Origin of the sequence: Marinilactibacillus piezotolerans (assembly GCF_900114235.1) — a bacterium.
GTDB classification, from domain to species: domain Bacteria; phylum Bacillota; class Bacilli; order Lactobacillales; family Carnobacteriaceae_A; genus Marinilactibacillus; species Marinilactibacillus piezotolerans.
The window spans coordinates 1-19,625 of record NZ_FOSJ01000025.1; the positions used below are offsets into that span (position 1 = coordinate 1).

20 protein-coding genes and 1 pseudogene are annotated in these 19,625 nt (G+C 36.7%); 9 read left to right on the forward strand and 12 right to left on the reverse strand.

Annotated features, from left to right (window positions below):
- A pseudogene (locus BM212_RS12435) lies at nucleotides 1–154 on the forward strand (IS110 family transposase); the annotation flags it as partial.
- A 142-nt stretch (nucleotides 155–296) separates the two neighbouring features.
- Here BM212_RS12435 and BM212_RS07235 read toward each other — a convergent pair.
- The 5 genes from BM212_RS07235 to BM212_RS07255 all read right to left on the reverse strand — a co-directional run bounded on the left by BM212_RS07235 (nucleotide 297) and on the right by BM212_RS07255 (nucleotide 5,885).
- On the reverse strand, nucleotides 297–938 hold the full coding sequence (locus BM212_RS07235; protein ID WP_091897684.1) for a bifunctional 2-keto-4-hydroxyglutarate aldolase/2-keto-3-deoxy-6-phosphogluconate aldolase: 642 nt from the start codon (nucleotides 936–938) through the stop codon (nucleotides 297–299).
- Between the two features lie 106 nt (nucleotides 939–1,044).
- On the reverse strand, nucleotides 1,045–2,976 hold the full coding sequence (locus BM212_RS07240) for a fructose-1,6-bisphosphatase (protein WP_072693310.1): 1,932 nt from the start codon (nucleotides 2,974–2,976) through the stop codon (nucleotides 1,045–1,047).
- 172 nt (nucleotides 2,977–3,148) lie between these two features.
- A complete protein-coding gene (locus BM212_RS12590) occupies nucleotides 3,149–4,861 on the reverse strand; it encodes a DUF2207 domain-containing protein (RefSeq protein WP_091897687.1) in 1,713 nt (570 codons plus the stop codon).
- A 129-nt stretch (nucleotides 4,862–4,990) separates the two neighbouring features.
- Complete coding sequence (locus BM212_RS07250) at nucleotides 4,991–5,173, reverse strand: hypothetical protein (protein WP_091897690.1); 183 nt, start codon at nucleotides 5,171–5,173, stop codon at nucleotides 4,991–4,993.
- Nucleotides 5,174–5,186: 13 nt separating this feature from the next.
- Nucleotides 5,187–5,885 (reverse strand): NAD(P)H-dependent oxidoreductase, encoded by a 699-nt coding sequence (locus BM212_RS07255; protein WP_072693312.1) that lies wholly within the window; start codon nucleotides 5,883–5,885, stop codon nucleotides 5,187–5,189.
- Between the two features lie 189 nt (nucleotides 5,886–6,074).
- Between BM212_RS07255 and dhaK the strand changes: the two genes are divergently transcribed.
- The 3 genes from dhaK to dhaM are packed head-to-tail and all read left to right on the forward strand — an operon-like array spanning nucleotide 6,075 to nucleotide 8,050.
- Complete coding sequence (gene dhaK / locus BM212_RS07260; protein WP_091897751.1) at nucleotides 6,075–7,067, forward strand: dihydroxyacetone kinase subunit DhaK; 993 nt, start codon at nucleotides 6,075–6,077, stop codon at nucleotides 7,065–7,067.
- 25 nt (nucleotides 7,068–7,092) lie between these two features.
- Nucleotides 7,093–7,680 (forward strand): dihydroxyacetone kinase subunit DhaL, encoded by a 588-nt coding sequence (gene dhaL, locus BM212_RS07265; protein ID WP_091897693.1) that lies wholly within the window; start codon nucleotides 7,093–7,095, stop codon nucleotides 7,678–7,680.
- Nucleotides 7,673–8,050: a dihydroxyacetone kinase phosphoryl donor subunit DhaM gene (dhaM, locus tag BM212_RS07270; RefSeq protein WP_091897697.1), complete on the forward strand. Its 378-nt coding sequence runs from the start codon at nucleotides 7,673–7,675 to the stop codon at nucleotides 8,048–8,050. The genes dhaL and dhaM overlap by 8 nt, the downstream gene beginning before the upstream one ends.
- Before the next feature lie 58 nt (nucleotides 8,051–8,108).
- Here the strand turns inward: dhaM and BM212_RS07275 are convergent, their stop codons facing one another.
- The 7 genes from BM212_RS07275 to BM212_RS07305 form a co-directional block, all read right to left on the reverse strand.
- The gene (locus tag BM212_RS07275; RefSeq protein ID WP_245750950.1) at nucleotides 8,109–8,525 is read right to left on the reverse strand and encodes an acyl-CoA thioesterase; all 417 of its coding nucleotides are present in this window, start codon (nucleotides 8,523–8,525) and stop codon (nucleotides 8,109–8,111) included.
- A gap of 115 nt (nucleotides 8,526–8,640) precedes the next feature.
- The gene (locus BM212_RS07280) at nucleotides 8,641–9,885 is read right to left on the reverse strand and encodes a dicarboxylate/amino acid:cation symporter (protein WP_091897703.1); all 1,245 of its coding nucleotides are present in this window, start codon (nucleotides 9,883–9,885) and stop codon (nucleotides 8,641–8,643) included.
- A 174-nt stretch (nucleotides 9,886–10,059) separates the two neighbouring features.
- Nucleotides 10,060–10,782: an MIP/aquaporin family protein gene (locus tag BM212_RS07285; protein ID WP_072693316.1), complete on the reverse strand. Its 723-nt coding sequence runs from the start codon at nucleotides 10,780–10,782 to the stop codon at nucleotides 10,060–10,062.
- Between the two features lie 182 nt (nucleotides 10,783–10,964).
- Nucleotides 10,965–12,626: an FAD-dependent oxidoreductase gene (locus tag BM212_RS07290; RefSeq protein WP_091897706.1), complete on the reverse strand. Its 1,662-nt coding sequence runs from the start codon at nucleotides 12,624–12,626 to the stop codon at nucleotides 10,965–10,967.
- Nucleotides 12,627–12,654: 28 nt separating this feature from the next.
- Nucleotides 12,655–14,175, reverse strand: a complete 1,521-nt coding sequence (gene glpK / locus BM212_RS07295; RefSeq protein WP_091897709.1) for a glycerol kinase GlpK — start codon at nucleotides 14,173–14,175, stop codon at nucleotides 12,655–12,657.
- 223 nt (nucleotides 14,176–14,398) lie between these two features.
- A complete protein-coding gene (gene pta / locus BM212_RS07300; RefSeq protein WP_091897712.1) occupies nucleotides 14,399–15,379 on the reverse strand; it encodes a phosphate acetyltransferase in 981 nt (326 codons plus the stop codon).
- A 75-nt stretch (nucleotides 15,380–15,454) separates the two neighbouring features.
- Nucleotides 15,455–16,144 (reverse strand): uracil-DNA glycosylase, encoded by a 690-nt coding sequence (locus BM212_RS07305; protein WP_091897715.1) that lies wholly within the window; start codon nucleotides 16,142–16,144, stop codon nucleotides 15,455–15,457.
- A gap of 164 nt (nucleotides 16,145–16,308) precedes the next feature.
- Here BM212_RS07305 and BM212_RS07310 point away from each other — a divergent pair, with 164 nt between their 5' ends.
- The 5 genes from BM212_RS07310 to BM212_RS07330 all read left to right on the forward strand — a co-directional run bounded on the left by BM212_RS07310 (nucleotide 16,309) and on the right by BM212_RS07330 (nucleotide 19,623).
- The gene (locus tag BM212_RS07310; RefSeq protein ID WP_091897718.1) at nucleotides 16,309–17,193 is read left to right on the forward strand and encodes a Cof-type HAD-IIB family hydrolase; all 885 of its coding nucleotides are present in this window, start codon (nucleotides 16,309–16,311) and stop codon (nucleotides 17,191–17,193) included.
- A 166-nt stretch (nucleotides 17,194–17,359) separates the two neighbouring features.
- The gene (thiD, locus tag BM212_RS07315; protein ID WP_091897721.1) at nucleotides 17,360–18,187 is read left to right on the forward strand and encodes a bifunctional hydroxymethylpyrimidine kinase/phosphomethylpyrimidine kinase; all 828 of its coding nucleotides are present in this window, start codon (nucleotides 17,360–17,362) and stop codon (nucleotides 18,185–18,187) included.
- Between the two features lie 132 nt (nucleotides 18,188–18,319).
- Entirely contained in the window at nucleotides 18,320–18,487 is a 168-nt protein-coding gene (locus BM212_RS07320; protein ID WP_143744922.1) for a YvrJ family protein, read from the forward strand.
- Nucleotides 18,488–18,648: 161 nt separating this feature from the next.
- Nucleotides 18,649–19,209, forward strand: coding sequence for an LURP-one-related/scramblase family protein (locus BM212_RS07325; RefSeq protein ID WP_091897724.1), 561 nt, complete (start codon nucleotides 18,649–18,651; stop codon nucleotides 19,207–19,209).
- Between the two features lie 69 nt (nucleotides 19,210–19,278).
- On the forward strand, nucleotides 19,279–19,623 hold the full coding sequence (locus tag BM212_RS07330; RefSeq protein WP_072693324.1) for an iron-sulfur cluster biosynthesis family protein: 345 nt from the start codon (nucleotides 19,279–19,281) through the stop codon (nucleotides 19,621–19,623).
- Nucleotides 19,624–19,625: the final 2 nt, after the last annotated feature.

The window sequence follows — 19,625 nt, forward strand, 5'->3', positions numbered from 1 at the left end:
TGAAGCCTATTACCAGAAAAAATATAAAGAAGTACCGAAAACACAACACAAACGAGCCCTCGTCTTAACTGCACGAAAATTAGTGCGTCTGGTGTTTGCACTCCTAAGCGATCACCAACTCTATATCGCAAGATCGGAGGCGATGGAGTCTTAAGAGAAACTATTTCTTAAGGACGACTATCCGAAGACATAAACCGAACGTATTTTCGAATGCGTGGCGGTTTAGTTCAGTGCACCCTTTTTTATGAAATTAGGTTGTCATTTTAATCTATTCTCTTGACTTAACACCATAATGCTTAATGTAACTCTTTATATTTATCTACAAATTGTTTAGAGATTTCCGTCACACTATTCAGTCCATCAGCGGCCAGGTTTTTAGTCAGTGCACTCCCGATTCCCACAGCCCATGCACCATTATCAACCCATTCATGCATATTTTCTAAACTTACGCCACCTGAAGGCATCATTTCAACATGCGGAATTGGTCCGTGAACATTTTTGATGAAGGACGGCCCTAAAATTCCTCCCGGGAATACTTTAACCACTTCCACACCGGTTGCCATTGCACTGGTGATTTCTGTAACTGTGCCACATCCTGGAAGATAAGGTACTGCATAGGTATTACAAACTTTAGAAATTTCAGGAATAAAATTTGGACTTACGATAAATTCAGCTCCTGCAATAATCGCAATTCGAGCTGTTACATCATCCATTACTGTTCCTGCGCCTACTACCATATCAGTATCAGCATACTTTCTAGAAAGATCTTTGATCGATTCATCCGCTTGCGGTGTTGTAAAAGTTACTTCGATATTTTTTATTCCACCCTTGTAAACAGCTTCCGATATCTCTGTTGCTTCTGAAGCAGAGTTCCCTCTGATTACGGCGAATAAATAATTTTCTTTCAAACCTGACAAAATCGTTTGTTTCTTAGTCATGATTGCCTCCTAATAGTTAGCGTTTTCTCAAATTACAGTATACCTTACTAGTTAACGTGACTCAATAAAAATTGGGCTATTAAACTACCTAAAAAACAGTCCAATTTCATTTCTTCCTTTTTAAATAATGAAGCAAAGCTTGTAAATCATCAATCTGTTCTTGCAGACTCTCTCCAATCGTTGTATCTTTAATCAGTTTTCTATCTAATTTTCCATCAATAATCTGCTTTAAGCTTGTTTCATCTCTTTGTTTTTCAAATAATGCATCAATGGATTCAAATGGTTGATGAGTTACGATCTGGAATCCATATGAATTATTGATTAAAGAATAACCTGCTATTCCTGTAGACTTCTGGTAAGCAGCACTCATTCCTCCATCGATAACAATCAAACGACCATTAGCTTTAACGGGTAATTCTCCTTTTTTGGCTTTAACTGGAGTATGTCCATTGATAACTTTTGCATCCTCATATTCCAAATCAAACTCTTTCAAAATATTCAGCATAATCTCTTCATTGTCTCTTAGCTTAAAGTATGGGTTCCGATTTTCTTGAGAAATTTCATCGTCTTCAATGTAATATCTTTCAAACGTCGTCATACGATCTCTGCCAAAAAGAGGAGACTTTTTCCCAGTCCAGGAATACCATAGAAGATCTGTAGCATAATCTTCTGTTTCCTGCTTGGATGAAGCAGCATTTCTAATATATTCTTCAAATTTATCAAGCATTTTTCTGCCTTTTAGCTGTTCGCCTTCAAAACTGAAAGAGTCTAATTCTCCCTGTTCTGTTAATGGTATACATCCATGATAAAGTAATTGCCCGTTGTAAACTAAATACATACTGCCTTTTTTTAATAGAAAGTCAATATATCGCACTAATTTTTCAGATTGTTGAAAACTTTCCAGCAGTGTATTTACAACATGTTCTTCTTCCGGACAGAGTTTATATGGATCCTCTTTGTAAAATTGCTGTACGGGAAAACCATTTAATTGAAATTGCTTGTTATCGATTTCTATAGTTTCTTCATCAAAATTAATTTTATCTAAAAGTAAACGCTCATCCATATCAAAATCAGGTCGTCGCTTAATAATCTGACCTTCTAACTTAAACTGGATAACTGCTAAAGCTTGATGGACTTTAGTCAGTAGCTCTTCACTTTCTTCCTGAAAGGTATTCGTTGGTTCTACAACTTTCGGTTCAAAATTCGGATGAATACCATATCGCTCTTCCGCAAATAAAAATAGTGGTCGTAAATTTAATCCATATGTCTTTTCCAGTTCAAATAAATAGCCATATCTTGCTGCAATTCGCAGCATTGTAATTAGATTCGCTTTAGAACCATACATCGCCCCCATCCATAGTAAGTCATGATTCCCCCATTGGATATCAACAGAATGATGGGCCATCAATTTTTCCATTACAACTTTCTCTCCGCTTGCACGATCAAATATGTCTCCAACAAGATGTAAATGATCAATGACTAAGCGTTGGATTACCTGACAAAGTTTGATCATGAATTCTTCAGCTTGTCCCAAACTGATTAGACGGTGCAAAATGTTTTTATAATATAAATCTTTTTCATTTTGTGAAAGGTCTGTATACAATAATTCTTCAATCACATAAATATATTCTTTGGGCAACGCTTTTCTCAATTTAGATCGTGTGTATTTAACTGCACAGAATTGCATGAAGTCAATCAGGTTCCTGATCATCTGCATAGACCACTCTTTATCTTTTGGTTGGGAGTGGTAACTATTTTTCATTGCCTCAGTAGGATAACTGATGAAGAGATTGAACCAATCCATTTCTTCCGTGGACCATTCCTCACCAAAAAAGTTGTTGATTTTTTCTCGTAAATTTCCTGCTCCTGTTCTTAGAATATGATCAAATGCCCTATCCGCACCATGAACATCAGATAAATACAGTTCTGTTCCCTTAGGAAGATTCTGTATCGCTTCAAGATTAATCAGCTCTGTATAGATTGCTTCTGGCGTCTCAAATTTTTCTTTAAGTAATTCCAAGTATTTATTCTCATTCATAATTCACTTCAGTCCCCACCTTCGTTTTTATACTTTTCTATTATACCACTTAAAAAAAAGAAGCTTCAACTCAACACATTTTATGTTGAATTAAAACTTCTTTTTATCTATATTCTTTACAAATTTTATATCCGTGTATGATCTGTTTTTCTATTGTTATTCATATTTTTTCTTATCGTGCTCCACCGCCACCGCCTCCGATAGCGCCGCCTCCACCACCAATGGATGTTGAACCTCCAGCACCAGTAGCTGCATTGTAGCCACCACTTTCCATTCCGGAAGACATACTATGAGAGAAACCGTACAACCCATGATAGCCTCCGTAAAAATAAGGATATTGAACGACCCAGTCATTCCATTGTTCCGGGTAAAATTTTTCTAAGCTTTCTACCACATCTGATCCTTTTCCATATAAAGTTGCCCAGATAATGAATTCTTCCCACGGTAAAGTTTGTTTGTAAGACAATGATTCGTCTAATTTCAAATCATTTAAATGATTCTCAAACTGAGCGACTCGGTCAAACAAACGCTCCCCTTCACGCGTAGCTGAAATAAATGGCAGCTTCATTCCCAGATAAGTGGTTGCTTCTTGTCTGATATATCCTTTTGCTTCTAATATATCTTTGGATTCGTCTTTCATACTCGTTGCTAATTCACTTAATTCTTTTGCATGCTTTTTAGACCATTTTTTCATATCTTTTTCCGATACTTTCCCACTCAAGTCAGCTACCTCTTCAAGAATGCTCCAGACCTTCTCTTCAAAGGTCATAGCCTCATTATCAAACTTATTGAATGAGTAGTTTTGTCTTTGCAGCAGTTCTATCACTGTATCTTCTTTATCAAGCCAGCCATCCGTTTCTTTGGTATGGATCTTGATTCGTTCTTCTTTTGACCATTTTAAAAGATAGGCAAAGAAATAATCTTCAAATGTTCCATGCTGAATCTGCTGAAGCAAATATGATACATCAAATATATCTCCATCAGTATAAGGGATATCCCCGTAAGTTTGTCCTTTATTCCGTTTTTTTAGTGCATAACCTGAACGCATCTTACCAGCTTCTTTTTTCCGTACTTCTATTCTCCAAAATACGATTCCCAAAAGCGATGGAATTCCTATGACAATTCCTAAAATCAAGGACAGAAGCCAACCACTTAATTTTCCGTCTCCATTATAAGTTGCACCATCTTGTGATTCAGCAAGTTGCTCTTGTAAAGTTTGATCGTCTTGTACAGTTGTATTAAATGGTGAACCAGAAAACTGCATTAAAATTACTAAGCGTCCATCCGGTTCTAGCTGTGCTTGAGCTGCAGAAGTTAATCTCCCATTCTCTAACTCCACAACTCCTTCATATCCGAATCCCCATATATCCACATTTTCCTGGTTAAAAGCAAAGGGACCATTAATTGTCAGCGACATGGCTTCTGGAGCAATTTCACCATAAGTATTGAAGTTCCAGTTCAAAGCTTGTCCATCTTCCAATTGACGGACCATATTAGTAATCGTGTAAGTTAGTTCATATTCTCTTTCACCATATTCACCGATACCCCAGACTAATTCTACTCCCTCATCTGACTCTAAAACTCCATATTCGCCAGCTTTTTCCTCACGGCTGTCATTTAAGTTCCAGTCAGGATTGTAAGAAAATCCTTGTACAGAAAAATCAGTCACTTCTGAACCTTGTAAATTATTCATCTCAATGTATAGCTCTGTTCCTTCAGTCATATTCATTTTTCTATGTTCTGTTATAATACCAGTTCCATTTTCTAATAATTTGACATCATATTCAATCAATGACATCGAATTATCCTCTGCATAGACCGTTTGTCCTCCAACAATCCAACCTATCCCCATCAAAAGCATTAAACAGCTAACTATTTTTTTCATCTCTTTTTCCTTTCTTTATCTTATGAATTCATCATAACAAAAGAGTATGGGATAAAATACGGTCTAAAGTCTGAATTTTCTGATTAAATTAACTTCATTCTTTATATTTCGTTTATTTAAACCGAAAATTCAGCTTCCCCAATTTCCAGGATTCCACAATCTACCATCTAATTCTCCTTGTAACTGTTCCTTTCTTTCTTCCTGTTCTATGATGAGATTGATAGTTGCTTGAAGCAATGCTTTTTGTTTATAGTCGTGACTTTTTTTTAAAAGTTCTTCAAGTTGAGTGATTAACCATTGTTGGTCTTCCATGCGATTCCACCTTCTATTGATCGTTGTTATCGATATGCATTCTTAATTCATCTAGTTCTATACGATTATCTTCGATGATTTCAATTGCTTGATCTAATATAAAAGAACTTTCATCTGCATCAAGTGTATCGTGACTGGTTTCTTCCAGTTGATTAACTATCCATACTTCTCTAGCTTTTAAAGAATCTGGTTTTTCCATCATGACCCACTGCTGGTATTTGATCAGCAACTGCATTTTCTGCGCTTCTTTCATATACGGAAATTGAAAGATCGTCAGAGGTTTTAAATACTGCATTCCGATTTTTTTAGCAATTGCTTGGTAAGGTTTGGTCAGTTCACTAATGCTGAACCCTTCCTGACCGCCAGTCTGATACTCTTTTTCTCCTACACCGACTACTAATATCAGTCCAAATTCTTTTCCATGTAGTTTATTCCCTCGATATCCAAATGCAAAATGCTCTTCAAGCACTTCATCAAACCAATGTTTGAGTAAAGGTGGAGAAGAATACCAATAAAACGGAAATTGAAAAAGGATACGATCATACTCTTTCAACAGCGCCTGCTCTCTTTTTACATCAATCTGTCCATCAGGATAAGTGCCTTCTAAGTGATGCATAGTAATCTTCTCTGACTGTGGAAAAGATTGAATCAAGAACTGCTGACTACTTGATTCATTTATATTCGGGTGAGAAATAATAACGAGAGTCTTCAATTAAATGCTCCTTTCTAGTATTTTAAATAATAAAAAAATTAGATTTGTATATATAATAAGATAAATATTATTCTCATTTTCATTTATTAGTATAACAAATTCTTTTTTATAATACCTTATCATTAGAATTAACACTAAAAATGAGTTACAATGAAAGTGATCATGAATAAGGAGGATGTACAAATGACAATGAAAAAAATCATGAATAACCCAGACCAGATAGTAGATGAAATGCTAGATGGAATGGCTTTTGCCTATGATTCAATTGTAGAACGGATTCCAGAAACAAAAGTGATCCATCGGAAACATGAGAAAAACGGAAAAGTTGGACTAGTCAGCGGAGGCGGTAGCGGACATGAACCAGCACATGCTGGATTCGTAGGAAAAGGTATGTTGTCTTCTGCCGTGGCAGGACAAGTCTTTACCTCTCCAACTCCTGATCAAGTTCTAGAAGGAATCAAAGCTGCCGATGAAGGCGAAGGAGTTTTCTTAGTCATCAAGAATTATACAGGTGATGTATTGAACTTTGACATGGCTAAAGACTTAGCTGAGCTAGAAGATATTGAAGTTGAATCAGTCGTAGTTGACGATGATATTGCTGTAGAAGATAGCACGTTTACTGCTGGTAAACGTGGTGTAGCTGGAACAGTGTTAGTGCATAAAATACTTGGTGCTGCTGCTGAAGAAGGGTATTCCTTGAAAGAGCTTAAAGAATTAGCTGATAAAGTTGTCGCTAACCTTGCTTCAATTGGATTAGCTTTAAAACCAGCAACGAACCCAGAAGTCGGTAAACCTGGATTTGAATTGGCCGCAGATGAAATCGAATTCGGTATCGGGATTCACGGTGAACCTGGATATCGAAGAGAAAAGTTACAGCCTTCAAAAGACTTAGCTGCTGAACTCGTTAACCAACTGAAAAAAGAATGCAACTGGTCTGCTGGTGATTCTTATGCAGTGTTAGTCAACGGCATGGGCGCAACGCCACTAATGGGACAGTTTGTATTTATGAATGATGTAAAAAAACTACTCTCAGAACAAGAAGGACTTGAGCTTTCATTCAGAAAAGTTGGAGACTATATGACTTCGATTGATATGGCCGGTGTTTCTGTTACTTTACTGAAAGTAGAAGTCCCTAAATGGATTGAATATCTGAATGCACCAGTAGATGTAATTGGCTGGTAATTAAATAACAGAAAGGAAAACTTAAATGGTTGAAATAGAAAGTTTAAAAAAATGGATCGAATTATATGGTGAAAAAGTTACAGAAAATAAAGAACACTTAAATCAATTAGACTCTGATATTGGTGATGGTGACCATGGAAGCAATCTTACACGTGGTGCTGCTGCAGTAAAAGAGAAAGTTTCTGAATCAGATTATGATAATCTTTCTGACTTCTTCAAAGATGTAGGAATGACCTTGGTCAGTAAAGTTGGCGGAGCTTCTGGTCCTCTGTATGGTTCAGCCTTTATTTCAATGGCTAAGCAGGCAAAAGAATCAGATGATTTAGCAGCTTTGTTAGAAGCTGGATTAGACGGGATTCAAAAACGCGGTAAAGCTGAAGCTGGCGAAAAAACAATGGTAGACGAGTGGATTCCCGTTGTAGCAGCTTTGAAAGAAAATAAGTTAACAGATGAAGTGATAGAAGATAGCTTACAAAAAACAAAAGATATGAAAGCAACCAAAGGTCGTGCCTCTTATCTAGGTGATCGTTCAATTGGTCATATTGATCCCGGCGCTCAATCAAGTGCTTATCTATTCAAAAGTCTACTGGAAGCAGGTGCTGTAAATGGGTAAAAAAGTTGGAATGTTGGTCGTTTCTCACGTCAATGATATTGCAAATGGATTATCAACTTTGTTGGATCAAGTTGCACAAGATGTAACCATCAAAGCAATCGGCGGAACAGAGGATGGCGAAGTTGGAACAGACTATGCACGTATCCAAGAAGCGATGGATTCATTTGAGGAAGACAAAGTTTGGGCATTTTACGATCTTGGCAGTGCCAAGATGAATCTTGAGATGGCCATGGAATCTTCAGACAAAGAAGTCAGACTGTTTGATACAGCCTTTATCGAAAGTGCGTATACAGCAGCTTCACTTATCCAAGCAGATGTTGGTGAAGAAGCTATCATAACCCAACTGGATGAACTGAAAATCAAAGAGTAATTCATTCCATGTAAAACAGCCACCCATTAAACTGGGTGGCTGTTTTTTTATAGCTTACTTACTTTTTCATTACTTCATTAAATAAATCATAAATCTCTTTATGGTTTCTTTTTAACGAAATGGGTCTATAGGATTCTTTATCTAAAAAGGCATGTTTTGTCTGCCCCGTCGTTCTGAGTTCTCCTGTTTCTACATCTCTTATCTCATACTCTATCACCATTTTCACTCCTGTAAACTGGCTAATGCCAGTAGTGATTTCTACTGTTTCTCCGAACTTCACCATACTGATATATTTTGCAGAAGCTTCCAGAACAGGAACCAGAATGTTTAAAGCTTCCATTTTTTCGTATCCGAACTGCATCTCATCCATCATCCATGTTCTAGCTTCTTCAAACCAGCGAATGGAATTGGAATGATGAACGATTCCCATCTGATCTGTTTCATAATACTGTACTTTATGCTGCCAATTTTTCAAAACTTTCGACTCCTTCAATACTATTCTAGTATAGTTTAGCATAAAAGAGTGCTTATTCGTACACTTCATAGCTCTACTCAAAAACTTCAATACAATTTAGCTCAGCTTTACTCACTTATTCAACCGTAATCTCTTGAACTCTTCCGAGGGATTCAGACGCTTCTTCTTTTGCAATATATTTAAAGTATATTTTCTCTACTACTAGAGTAATAGCATTGTCACAGGATACATTTGCAGCAGTTCCAAAACTGTCTTGTGTAAGATATAACGTTATCAGTAAATTCCCTAAAGTACCTGTCGGATCAATTCCTACAATCGTCAAGAACGGTAATGCAGACATAATTGCCCCACCAGGAGCACCAGGAGCAGCAACCATCGCAATACCTAATGTGCCAATAAAACTTGCCATCATTCCAAAGTTTACTGGCATATCATATAGATATAGTACTGCATATACGCATGAGATGATCGTTACCATGCTACCCAATAAATGGATTGTTGCACAAAGTGGAATCATAAACTCCCGGATTTTTCTTGAAACCCCATTTTTCTGTGCACATTCTATATTAATTGGAATTGTCGCAGCAGATGATTGAGTTCCAATTGCTGTAAAATATCCTGGAATCTGGTTTTTGATTAGTTGAATCGGGTTCTTCTTCCGATATAAACCTGCAAAGGTAAACCATAAAACAATCAATATTAGATGAAGCGCGATAATGATTAAGAAAACTCTCCAGAATACAGATAAAATATCAAACACTTGACCTGTATAACTCAAGCTGACAAAATTGCCAAATATAAAAAAAGGAAGCAAGGGAATAATTGCAGTATTCAGCACTTTCACAATAATCAGGTTAAATTCATTAAAAACATTGTATAGGGCATCACTTTTGTGCTTTGCTCTAAGCCAAGAGATACTCATACCCATGATAAAAGAAAAAGCAATTGCGGCTGTCACATCTAACATCGGCTCTAGAGGGATTTCAAATAACGTTGTTAATTCAGTACTTGCCTCTTGTACATCTGTGTTAATTTGGGAAGTGATAAATAATGGAAAAACCGTTGAAGCAACAAAATAGGCTACAATCCCTCCTATAATAGTGGAAGCATAAGAAATAACAGTTGCTGCGCCTAATAATTTCCCAGCCCCTTCCGTCAAGTCAGAAATTCCTTTTACAATAAAACCTATGATCATTAAAGGTATGATAAATGATAACAAACTACTGAATAAATTAGAAAACGTCACAGGTATTCTTAATAAAGTTGTGGGGATAAATGATAATTGTCCCACAATAACACCTAGTATAATTGCTAGAAGCAGCTTAGGAACTAACCCTAATTTCACTTTCTTTTTTTCCATATTCCTCACTCCATGTATTAGATTTTTATAGTTCAAATTATATGCTCACCATTTTATAACACATTATATTCAAATACATTATTTATTTATTATAATTCGATTATTCCTATAAAAAAGAGCAATGAACCTTAATGAAGACGGTTCATTGCCCTTGATCGGTTTATATTCTTAAGTTCAACTGCTAATTAACATAAATAGTAACGATCCCACAATTGCACCTAAAAATGGACCGACTATCGGAATCCACGCATAACCCCAGTCAGACGTTCCTTTGTTCGCAATCGGCAATATCTGGTGTGCAATACGAGGACCTAAGTCACGAGCAGGATTGATCGCATATCCAGTTGTTCCACCTAAGGAAATACCAATAGCAACAATCAATAGCCCAACAACTACCGGATTCAGTCCTTCAGTAAACTCTCCTTGTGTAAAAGCCAGCAGTCCATATACTAATACTGTGGTCGCAATAGTTTCAGAAACTAAATTCCATATACTGTGACGAATAGCTGGTCCCGTAGAGAATACGGCAAGTATTGCTTCTTGATCATCTGTCGCAGCAAAATGAGGCATATAGTGTAACCATACCAGTGTAGCTCCTACTATACCCCCTGCTACTTGTGCAATCATGTAAGGAATTACCGATGCCCATGCAATCTCTCCTGCAATCGCCATTCCTAAAGTCACAGCTGGATTAATGTGAGCAGGAGATAACCAACCTACCGCGTAAACAGCCATAGTTACTCCAAGTCCCCAGCCAATCGTAATCAGCAGCCACCCTGTATCAGCAGACTTTGTTTTCTTTAATACATTTGCTGCTACAACTCCATCTCCTAAAAGTACAAGGATCATTGTTCCAAAAAATTCTCCAATTAATTGTTGCCATAAAGTTGTATCCAATTACCTTTCCCCTCTCTTACTATTTTTTTACTAGTATCCTGATTATTCCTTGCTGTAGAAGTTTCCTCCTATAGATTCATGGTTTAAAGAATTGATTTTAGAATATTATTGTAAGAATGCCTAGAATAACAATAAGATAGAAATGGAAGTACCCGTCTTTCCTCTCTAGTCTTATATATATTCTATTTAAACTGACTTAATGTAGTTTCATCTACTTTTTTATCGACCTGATCTGACCATTTTTTCTTTTCTTGATCTGTCCAGTTGAAACGTTTGGCAAAATGTTCAACTAACGGTATTTTTAATTTTTCTATACGAGGTGTGTCAAACAATAAAGTTTCTGTGCGGCGAGCCAGAAAGTCTTCCGGAAGCAATGTCATTTCAAACTCAATGGCATACTCTAATTGTAAGGCATCTTTTAAAGGCAGCTCACTATCCGTTATTTTATCTTTCAAGCTATAAACTGTTTCTACATTTGTACCATACCAGTTAACCAAGGCTCTAGCTTCATCTTCTTTAAGTCCGATAGCCATCCCTTTTTCAGTCTGTTCATTAGCATATTCGCTGAATGTCTGGTGCTCAGGAACGTCCCCTCCTGATAAACGGATATCAGCTGTATCCACCTGGTCAAAAGATTTATCAAATTGTGCTAGTTCTTCATCAATCATTTTAAATGTATCATTTGCCATTCTTCTGTAATCTGTCAGTTTTCCACCGGCAACACTAACTAGTCCGCCTTCAGAGACAAACACATCATGACCACGAGAAATTCCTGATGGATCGGAGTTATCCTCGTCTTGGATCAACGGTCTAAGTCCGGCCCAGCTTGCTTCAATATCATCCAAAGTAATATGTGCATTAGGAAAACGATAATTCGCCGCTTTTAACAGATAATCTATATCGTCTTGAGTAATATTCGGATCATCATATTCCCCTTCAAAAGGCGTATCTGTTGTCCCAAAATATGTTTTTCCACTTCTAGGAATGAAAAAGATCATTCGATTATCATCCATACCAGTATCTGTATAGATGGTACGATCAATTGGAATTTTACTATGATCAACTACAAAGTGGACGCCCTTTGTTGGAAATAATTTTTTCTTTGTATTTCCTTTTAATTGTTTACGGACAGTATCTGACCACGGACCAGTTGCATTAACAACAACAGAAGCATGAATTTCGAATAATTGCCCTGTCAATGTGTCTTCAGCTTTGACACCAATAATTTTATCTTCATCATTATAGATAAAGTCAACAGCTTTTACATAGTTAGTAATCAAAGTGCCTAACTCGTGAGCTTTTTTGATAATTTCAGTTGTGAGCCTAGAATCATCATTTGTATAGTCAAGATAAAATCCGCCACCCAATAATCCTTCCGTTCTTAAATCAGGTTCTTCTGCTTCTACTTTGTCTTTATCGATCATATAGTGTGCCCATTCATTATCTACTTTTGCCAGATAATCATATAAATGTAGTACTACTTCTGCTGAAAATTTATTAAATGATGCTCCCGGTTCATCATATACAGGCATAAGCATATAACTAGGTTGTACAACATGAGGAACATTTTTCCCGATAACTGCTCGCTCCTGAGCAACATCAGCAACAAGGTCAACATCAAACTGTTTTAAATATCTCAATCCTCCGTGAACTAGTTTTGTTGAGCGACTAGAGGTTCCGGCTGCGAAATCCTGCATTTCGATCATACCGGCTTTAATATCTCTGGCACCGGCTTGTAATGCAATTCCTGCTCCGGTAATCCCGCCGCCGATGATCAATAGATCTAGTTTTGTGTTTTTTAATTCATCAATATTCTTTTTTCGCGTTTGAGCCGAAAAAGTCATACTGCACTCAGCCCTTTCTTTGTATAGGTTAATCTTCTTGATTGATTTTTTTGGGTTTAAATTTAAATGTCTGAGTAGATTTTACTGCTGCTTGCCATCCAGCATATAAATCTTCTCTTTTTTCTGCACCCATTTTCGGTTCAAATGAGCTTGCTTTTTCCCATTTAGCTTTAATTTCTTCTTGATCTTTAAAGAATCCAGTAGCTAGTCCAGCCAAATAGGCAGCACCTAGGGCTGTGGTTTCCATAACCTTGGAGCGTTCAATTTTCACATCTGAAATATCTGCCTGGAACTGCATTAGAAAGTCATTCATGCTTGCTCCGCCATCTACTCGCATGGTTTCAGTTTTCAAACCGGCGTCTTGATTCATTGCATCAACAACATCTCTTGTTCGATAAGCTAAAGACTCAAGTGTAGCCCGAACAAAATGACTTTTGGTCGTTCCTCTAGTCAAACCGAATACAGAACCTCTAGCATCCTGGTCCCAATACGGCGCACCCAATCCTGTGAATGCCGGAACAACATATACACCATCTGTAGTATCTACTTTTAAAGCAAGATCTTCAGACTCTGGCGATTCTCTGAACATATCCATTCCATCTCTTAACCATTGTAAAGCTGAACCCGCTACGAAAATGGAACCTTCCAATGCATAATAGACTTCACCATTTAGTCCATATGCCAACGTGGTCAATAAACCATTTTTAGATTGAATTGGTTCTTTTCCAGTGTTCATAATGATAAAGGAACCTGTACCGTAAGTGTTTTTTACCATACCTTTATCAAAAGCTGTTTGTCCGAATAACGCTGCTTGCTGATCTCCTGCAATCCCCGCTATCGGCACGCTTACTCCATGGAAAACGGCATCCATTGTTTCACCAAAAATACCAGAAGAAGGTAAAACTTCCGGCAACATTTTTTCAGGAATATCTAACAGTTTTAATATGTCTTTATCCCATTCTAAATCATAAATATTATAAAGCATTGTACGACTCGCATTAGAATAATCAGTAGCATGAACTTTTCCACCAGTTAATTTCCATAATAGCCACGTATCGATTGTTCCAAAAAGCAACTCCCCATTTTCAGCTCTTTCTTTTGAACCTTCAACTTTATCAAAAATCCACTTAATCTTTGTAGCTGAAAAGTATGAATCAATGATCAATCCAGTTTTTTTATGAATATTATCTTTATGTCCATCTGCTTTCAATTGATCAGCAATGTCTGAAGTTTGTGTAGATTGCCATACAACTGCGTGATAGATAGGTGTACCTGTTTCCTTATCCCAGATCACTGTTGTTTCACGCTGATTAGTGATTCCGATACTATCAAGGTCTTCAGGTTCCAACCCTGATTCAATCATGACATTTGCAATAACTTGTAAAGTTTTAAGCCAGATTTCATTAGCATCGTGCTCCACCCAACCAGGTTCCGGGAAGTACTGTTCAATATCTTTCTGAGAACTCCACTTTGGTTCTCCTTCTTCATTAAAAATAATTGCTCGTGTGCTTGTGGTTCCTTGATCTATTGACAAAATATACTTCGCCATTTGTGCACTCTCCTTTATGAAAATGATCTGAAAAGGCTTACCAACAGTCCTAATTATAACATTCATAGTATAAACTATCTAACCATATGTCTTATTCTGCACAAGTGAATGTTTTCACTAAAATTTATAATAGTAGTCTTTTTCAAACAAAAAAAGTTCGCCCATATTACCTGATCAAGGTAAAACGGGCGAACCGGAAGTTATTTATTTAGTTATAATTATCTTAACCCATAATTGACTGGTTGGCTGTAATAATTGCCGTCTTATATACATCTTCTTCTACACATCCACGTGATAAATCAGACACTGGTTTGTTCAATCCTTGTAAGATTGGTCCAACTGCCTCAAATCCACCTAAACGCTGTGCCATTTTATAACCGATATTTCCAGATTGCAGCTCTGGGAATACGAATACTGTTGCTTCTCCGGCAACATTTGAACCAGGTGCTTTTTGTTGTGCTACTGCTGGAACGAAGGCAGAATCAAATTGTAATTCTCCATCAATCTCAAATTCAGGAGCCATTTCTTGCGCAAGTTTAGTTGCTTTTTGAACCTTTTCAACTTCTGGTGCTTTAGCTGATCCCTTTGAAGAAAAGCTTAACATTGCTACTTTAGGATCAATGTCAAACATCTTCGCTGTACGAGCACTTTCAACTGCAATCTCTGCAAGAACTTTTTCATCTGGATTCGGATTAATTGCACAGTCAGCAAACAAGTATTTCTCTTGTTCTCTACCACGTAACATGATAAATGCTCCTGAAGTACGGCTAACCCCTGGACGAGTTTTGATAATTTGCAGTGCTGGACGCACAGTTTCTCCTGTTGAATGAATTGCTCCTGATACTAGACCATCTGCAAGATCCATATAGACTAGCATTGTTCCAAAATAATTAACATCTCTCAATTGTTCTTGGGCTTGTTCTTGGGTTGCTTTACCTTTACGGCGTTCAACAAAAGCCGTCACCATTTCATCATACTTATCATAAGTTGCAGGGTCAACAATCTCAATAGTACCTAAATCGAATCCGTGATCTTTTGCTGCTTTCGTCACTTCATCTTTATTTCCTAAAAGAATAGGGTTTAAAATCTTTTCCGACTGCAAACGGACTGCTGCTCCTAAAATGCGTTCATCAGTTGCTTCCGGAAAAACGATTCTCAACTCTTTTCCATGAATCTTCTGTTTTAAACTTTCAAATAATTCCACTGCTTAATTCCCTCCAATGATTTGTTTTCACTAATATATCATAACACTTATTAGTGAATTTTCACAGAAAAAGTCCTATTCTTTCATTGGATCTACCGGCAGTTTCCAGTCGATTGGTTCTTGATTACTTTGTCTCAGAAATTCATTCGTTTTTGAAAAGGGTTTAGACCCGAAAAATCCTCTATAAGCTGCCAATGGACTGGGATGAACCGATGTAATGACTTTATGCTTAGTTTCATCAATCATTCCTCGTTTTTTTTGTGCTGGTGTTCCCCATAGAATAAATACAACTGGTTTTTCTCTTTCATTTAATGCTCTAATAACTTCGTCTGTGAGTAACTCCCATCCTTTATTTTTATGCGAATGTGCTTCTCCAGCTCGTACAGTCAAAATCGTGTTGAGCATTAAAACACCTTGTTGAGCCCAGCTTTTTAAATAGCCATGCTTGACTGGTGCTACGCCTAAATCATCTTGTAATTCTTTATAAATATTTTTTAAAGAAGGTGGCAATTTAACTTCTGGTCTAACCGAAAAGGCTAGTCCATGAGCTTGATTAGCACCATGATAAGGATCTTGTCCTAAAATCACTGCTTTAACTTCATTATAAGGCGTCCATTCAAACGCTTGCCAGATATTTTCTTTTTTGGGATAAATCGTTTCCGTGTTATATTCTTCTACCAAAAATTCTCTAAGCTGCTTATAGGATTCAGTTTCTTCTATTTTTTTCAGAATTGGTTTCCAGTCATTTTCCACTGGTATCGGCATGACAAAACACTCCCTTTATACTTTTTCTCAATCTAATTTGATCTTCTTGTATTGATTGTAACAAAATTGTCTCTATCTTTTCTAAGTATACACTGTAAAACAGTTTATTTTTTACACCAATCTGTTAGACTTATAAGTGAATCTAATATTGGAGGAATTATACTATGATCAAACTAATCGCTTCAGATATGGACGGCACCTTACTAAATAACCATATCGATGTTTCACTATCAAATGCTCAAGCTATCAAACGAGCTCAAGCAAATGGAATTCATTTTTTAATTGCTACCGGGAGAGATTATCCGCTAGCTATCCATCCTTTGCAAGACCACAACGTTGAGTGCCCAATCATCACTCTTAACGGGGCACAACTTTTCGATAAAGATGGTAAAAATCTATATAATAAGGGATTAGAAAAAAATGTCGTGAAAAAAATCAGATCAATTATCTCTCAATATTCTGATGTCCACGAAGAATTGATGACCTCTGATGGAATCTATTCCAACAATCGTGAAAAACGCCTGCAGACAGTTGCCTCTATGTTAGCAGACTTAAACCCAGATTTGACTTTTGAAGCAGCTATGGAGAACGCGACTACACATGTTGAAGAAATGAACGTTAAATTTGTAGATAGCCTTGATTCTGTTGTCGAAAATGATCACATCGTCATATTAAAAGTATCTGCTCACTCAGAAGAAGGCCCCGCAGTACTGAAACCTCTAAAAGAACAATTAACAAACGAAGTTCCTAAATTAGCTATTACAGCTTCAAGCAAAAAGAATATCGAAATTAATCATGAATCTGCTCAAAAAGGTATAGCTATTGCTCAATATGCAAAAAAACTAGGGATCAAAGCAGAAGAAGTTATGACGATTGGAGACAATATCAATGATCTATCAATGCTGAAATGGGCTAAATATGGGACTGCTGTAGCCAACGCTGTTCCCGAAGCAAAAGAAGCAGCAAGCTATTCAACTTCAAGCAACTCTAAAAATGGTGTGGCCGAGGCTATTTCCAGAGTACTAAACGGAAAAATCTACAAAGACTAATAAAAAGAACAACAAATACATATAAAGTATTTGTTGTTCTTTTTATTTTCTATTCGTTTTTTACTGGAAATAATTATGTTTCTTTTTCATATAGTTTCTTTTTTTTTTACTTGTGATAAAATTAAATGAATAAAGAGTAAACCCTATTATTTAATTGGAGGAATGAATTGTGACTCAACCAAAAATCACTTTAACGATTGCAGGCAATGATGCCAGCGGTGGTGCTGGCATTGGAGCCGATCTAAAAACTTTCGCAGAATTTGGAACTTATGGAATTGCTGCTTTAACAGTTATCGCTACTATGGATCCTAATAACAACTGGAGCCACGGTGTGACTCCTATCGATGCACAAATTGTAAAAGACCAGCTTGTTACTGCAACTGCAGGACCAAAAATCGATGCTTTAAAAACAGGTATGCTTCCTAATGTTCCGGTGATTGAAGTTATCGCTGAAACAATCAAAGATAAAAAACTAACAAATTTAGTAGTGGATCCAGTAATGGTCTGCAAAGGTGAAACAGAAGTATTGAATCCGGAAAACGCTGAAGCGTTGAGAGATTTACTTGTTCCTCTTGCAACGATCACTACTCCCAATTTGTTTGAAGCCGGCCAGTTATCTGGTTTGGGAACATTAAAAACACTTGATGATATGAAAGAGGCTGCTAAATTAATTCACCAAAAAGGGGCTCAGTATGTAGTCGTAAAAGGTGGAAAAGCACTGGAAGGCGATAAAGCTATTGATTTGTTTTATGATGGTTCAGACTTTACTGTTCTAGAAGTAGACAAAATTGAGAGTGCAACCAATCATGGTGCCGGTTGTACATTTGCTGCTGCGATCACTTCTGGTTTAGCTCAAGGATTAGAGCCTAAAGAAGCAGTGCTCAAAGCAAAAGACTTTGTAACCGCAGCAATCAAAAATGGTTTTGAATATAATCAGTTTATCGGCTCTGTTTTCCATAGTGGTTATCGTCTAGAGCAAAATAAAGGAATCTGATTTTTCAACAATCTATAGACCTCAAAACGAGTACATCGATTAATCAGATGTATTCGTTTTTTTCTAACCGGGTTACATTTTTTTCTTTTCAATCGTCATTATTAGTAAGGGGTAATGGAAAGGATAGGTGTAATGGAACAAAGCGCCGCTGTCTTTGGTGCTGTAATTGAAATGATCGAGAATGTGGGTTTTCCAATATTTATCTCGCTCTTTCTACTTTACCGCATGGAAGCAAAGTTGAATGCGGTTGTACAAGCAGTCAATCAACTGACCGCTGTACTGTCGCAAAAAAAACAATAGTATCTCAGCCGAAACACATCTTGTTTCGGCTTTTTAATATGTTGTCTATGCTTTTTTAGTAACATACTCTTTTTTATGCAGTTCGACATTTTTATTTTGGGTGTTATAATATAGAAAACCGATTAAACAAGTTTGACTTTACGAACTAAGAGGTGAAAGTAATGGTTCGTCTATATATAAACAATGCGTATATGTCTATGCAGAATCGTATGATCGTTAAAACACCTTCTGGGAAAGATACGTATCTGATTGTAGGAAAATGGGGAAGGGCTCGTGATGCTCTTTCATTGTATGCAATGAATGGTGATCGCTTAGTAGAAGCCAAACAAACTGTATTATCTATTTTCCCTAAGTTTGACTTTTATGTGGATAATCAAAAATTAGGTACAGTTAAAAAAATTCCTGGATTCCAAGGATTAAAACAGCCCTATTACCTTTTCAGCGATTTAAACTGGTTTATTTCAGGGAACTTTGTTGAACAGCAGTATGTTGTCAGACATCACGCCGAAGTTATTATGCGTGTAGAAAAACACTACTCTTTTCAGGGAGATTTCTATGCACTTGAAATTGAAAAAGAAGAATATGCTCCAGTTTGTTGTGTATTAGCAGTCATTATTGACCACTACTCTTCAGAAAAAGACAGTATCTGGCAGCAATATAAAAAAGAAAAATACAGCTTAAGTTTTATGCATCCTTTTATTTTTTCTAAATCTTCGAAATGATCAACCACTTTGCTCATTTCACCTATTTATGAGAGAATAAGCTAACTTCACAAATAAGGACGTGTTTATATGGAACTTGGAATGACGCCTCGCGCGCAAAAGAGAATCACTAACATCCTGGAAAATCATTCTGGTAAAATTGAACTTTACTATAATGAAAATTTTCAAGGATCTTACGCTTGTAGTATTAAAGGAGTATTCGAACTAAGGATTTCAAATAAGATCAGTGAATCATTAAATGCATTAGAATCTCCTTTAGGTACCGTTTATATCGATCCAGCAAAAGCAGAACATTTAGATGATGACCCTTTTATAGATTATCAGGAAAAGATGAATACACTACAACTAAAAGGCCGTTCAGGTATGATGGTTGATAATTTACGTGTGGTCAATAGTCTGAGTAAAAGCTTATAATT

Bases quoted from the DNA above. Each gene is read 5' to 3' on its own strand.
- dhaK (WP_091897751.1), top strand. From the start codon at position 6,075: ATGAAAAAAATCATGAATAACCCAGACCAGATAGTAGATGAAATGCTA.
- glpK (WP_091897709.1), bottom strand. From the start codon at position 14,175: ATGGCGAAGTATATTTTGTCAATAGATCAAGGAACCACAAGCACACGA.
- BM212_RS07235 (WP_091897684.1), bottom strand. From the start codon at position 938: ATGACTAAGAAACAAACGATTTTGTCAGGTTTGAAAGAAAATTATTTA.
- BM212_RS07280 (WP_091897703.1), bottom strand. From the start codon at position 9,885: ATGGAAAAAAAGAAAGTGAAATTAGGGTTAGTTCCTAAGCTGCTTCTA.
- dhaL (WP_091897693.1), top strand. From the start codon at position 7,093: ATGGTTGAAATAGAAAGTTTAAAAAAATGGATCGAATTATATGGTGAA.
- dhaM (WP_091897697.1), top strand. From the start codon at position 7,673: ATGGGTAAAAAAGTTGGAATGTTGGTCGTTTCTCACGTCAATGATATT.
- BM212_RS07330 (WP_072693324.1), top strand. From the start codon at position 19,279: ATGGAACTTGGAATGACGCCTCGCGCGCAAAAGAGAATCACTAACATC.
- BM212_RS07310 (WP_091897718.1), top strand. From the start codon at position 16,309: ATGATCAAACTAATCGCTTCAGATATGGACGGCACCTTACTAAATAAC.
- BM212_RS12590 (WP_091897687.1), bottom strand. From the start codon at position 4,861: ATGAAAAAAATAGTTAGCTGTTTAATGCTTTTGATGGGGATAGGTTGG.
- BM212_RS07325 (WP_091897724.1), top strand. From the start codon at position 18,649: ATGGTTCGTCTATATATAAACAATGCGTATATGTCTATGCAGAATCGT.
- BM212_RS07250 (WP_091897690.1), bottom strand. From the start codon at position 5,173: ATGGAAGACCAACAATGGTTAATCACTCAACTTGAAGAACTTTTAAAA.
- BM212_RS07320 (WP_143744922.1), top strand. From the start codon at position 18,320: ATGGAACAAAGCGCCGCTGTCTTTGGTGCTGTAATTGAAATGATCGAG.
- BM212_RS07305 (WP_091897715.1), bottom strand. From the start codon at position 16,144: ATGCCGATACCAGTGGAAAATGACTGGAAACCAATTCTGAAAAAAATA.
- BM212_RS07240 (WP_072693310.1), bottom strand. From the start codon at position 2,976: ATGAATGAGAATAAATACTTGGAATTACTTAAAGAAAAATTTGAGACG.
- BM212_RS07290 (WP_091897706.1), bottom strand. From the start codon at position 12,626: ATGACTTTTTCGGCTCAAACGCGAAAAAAGAATATTGATGAATTAAAA.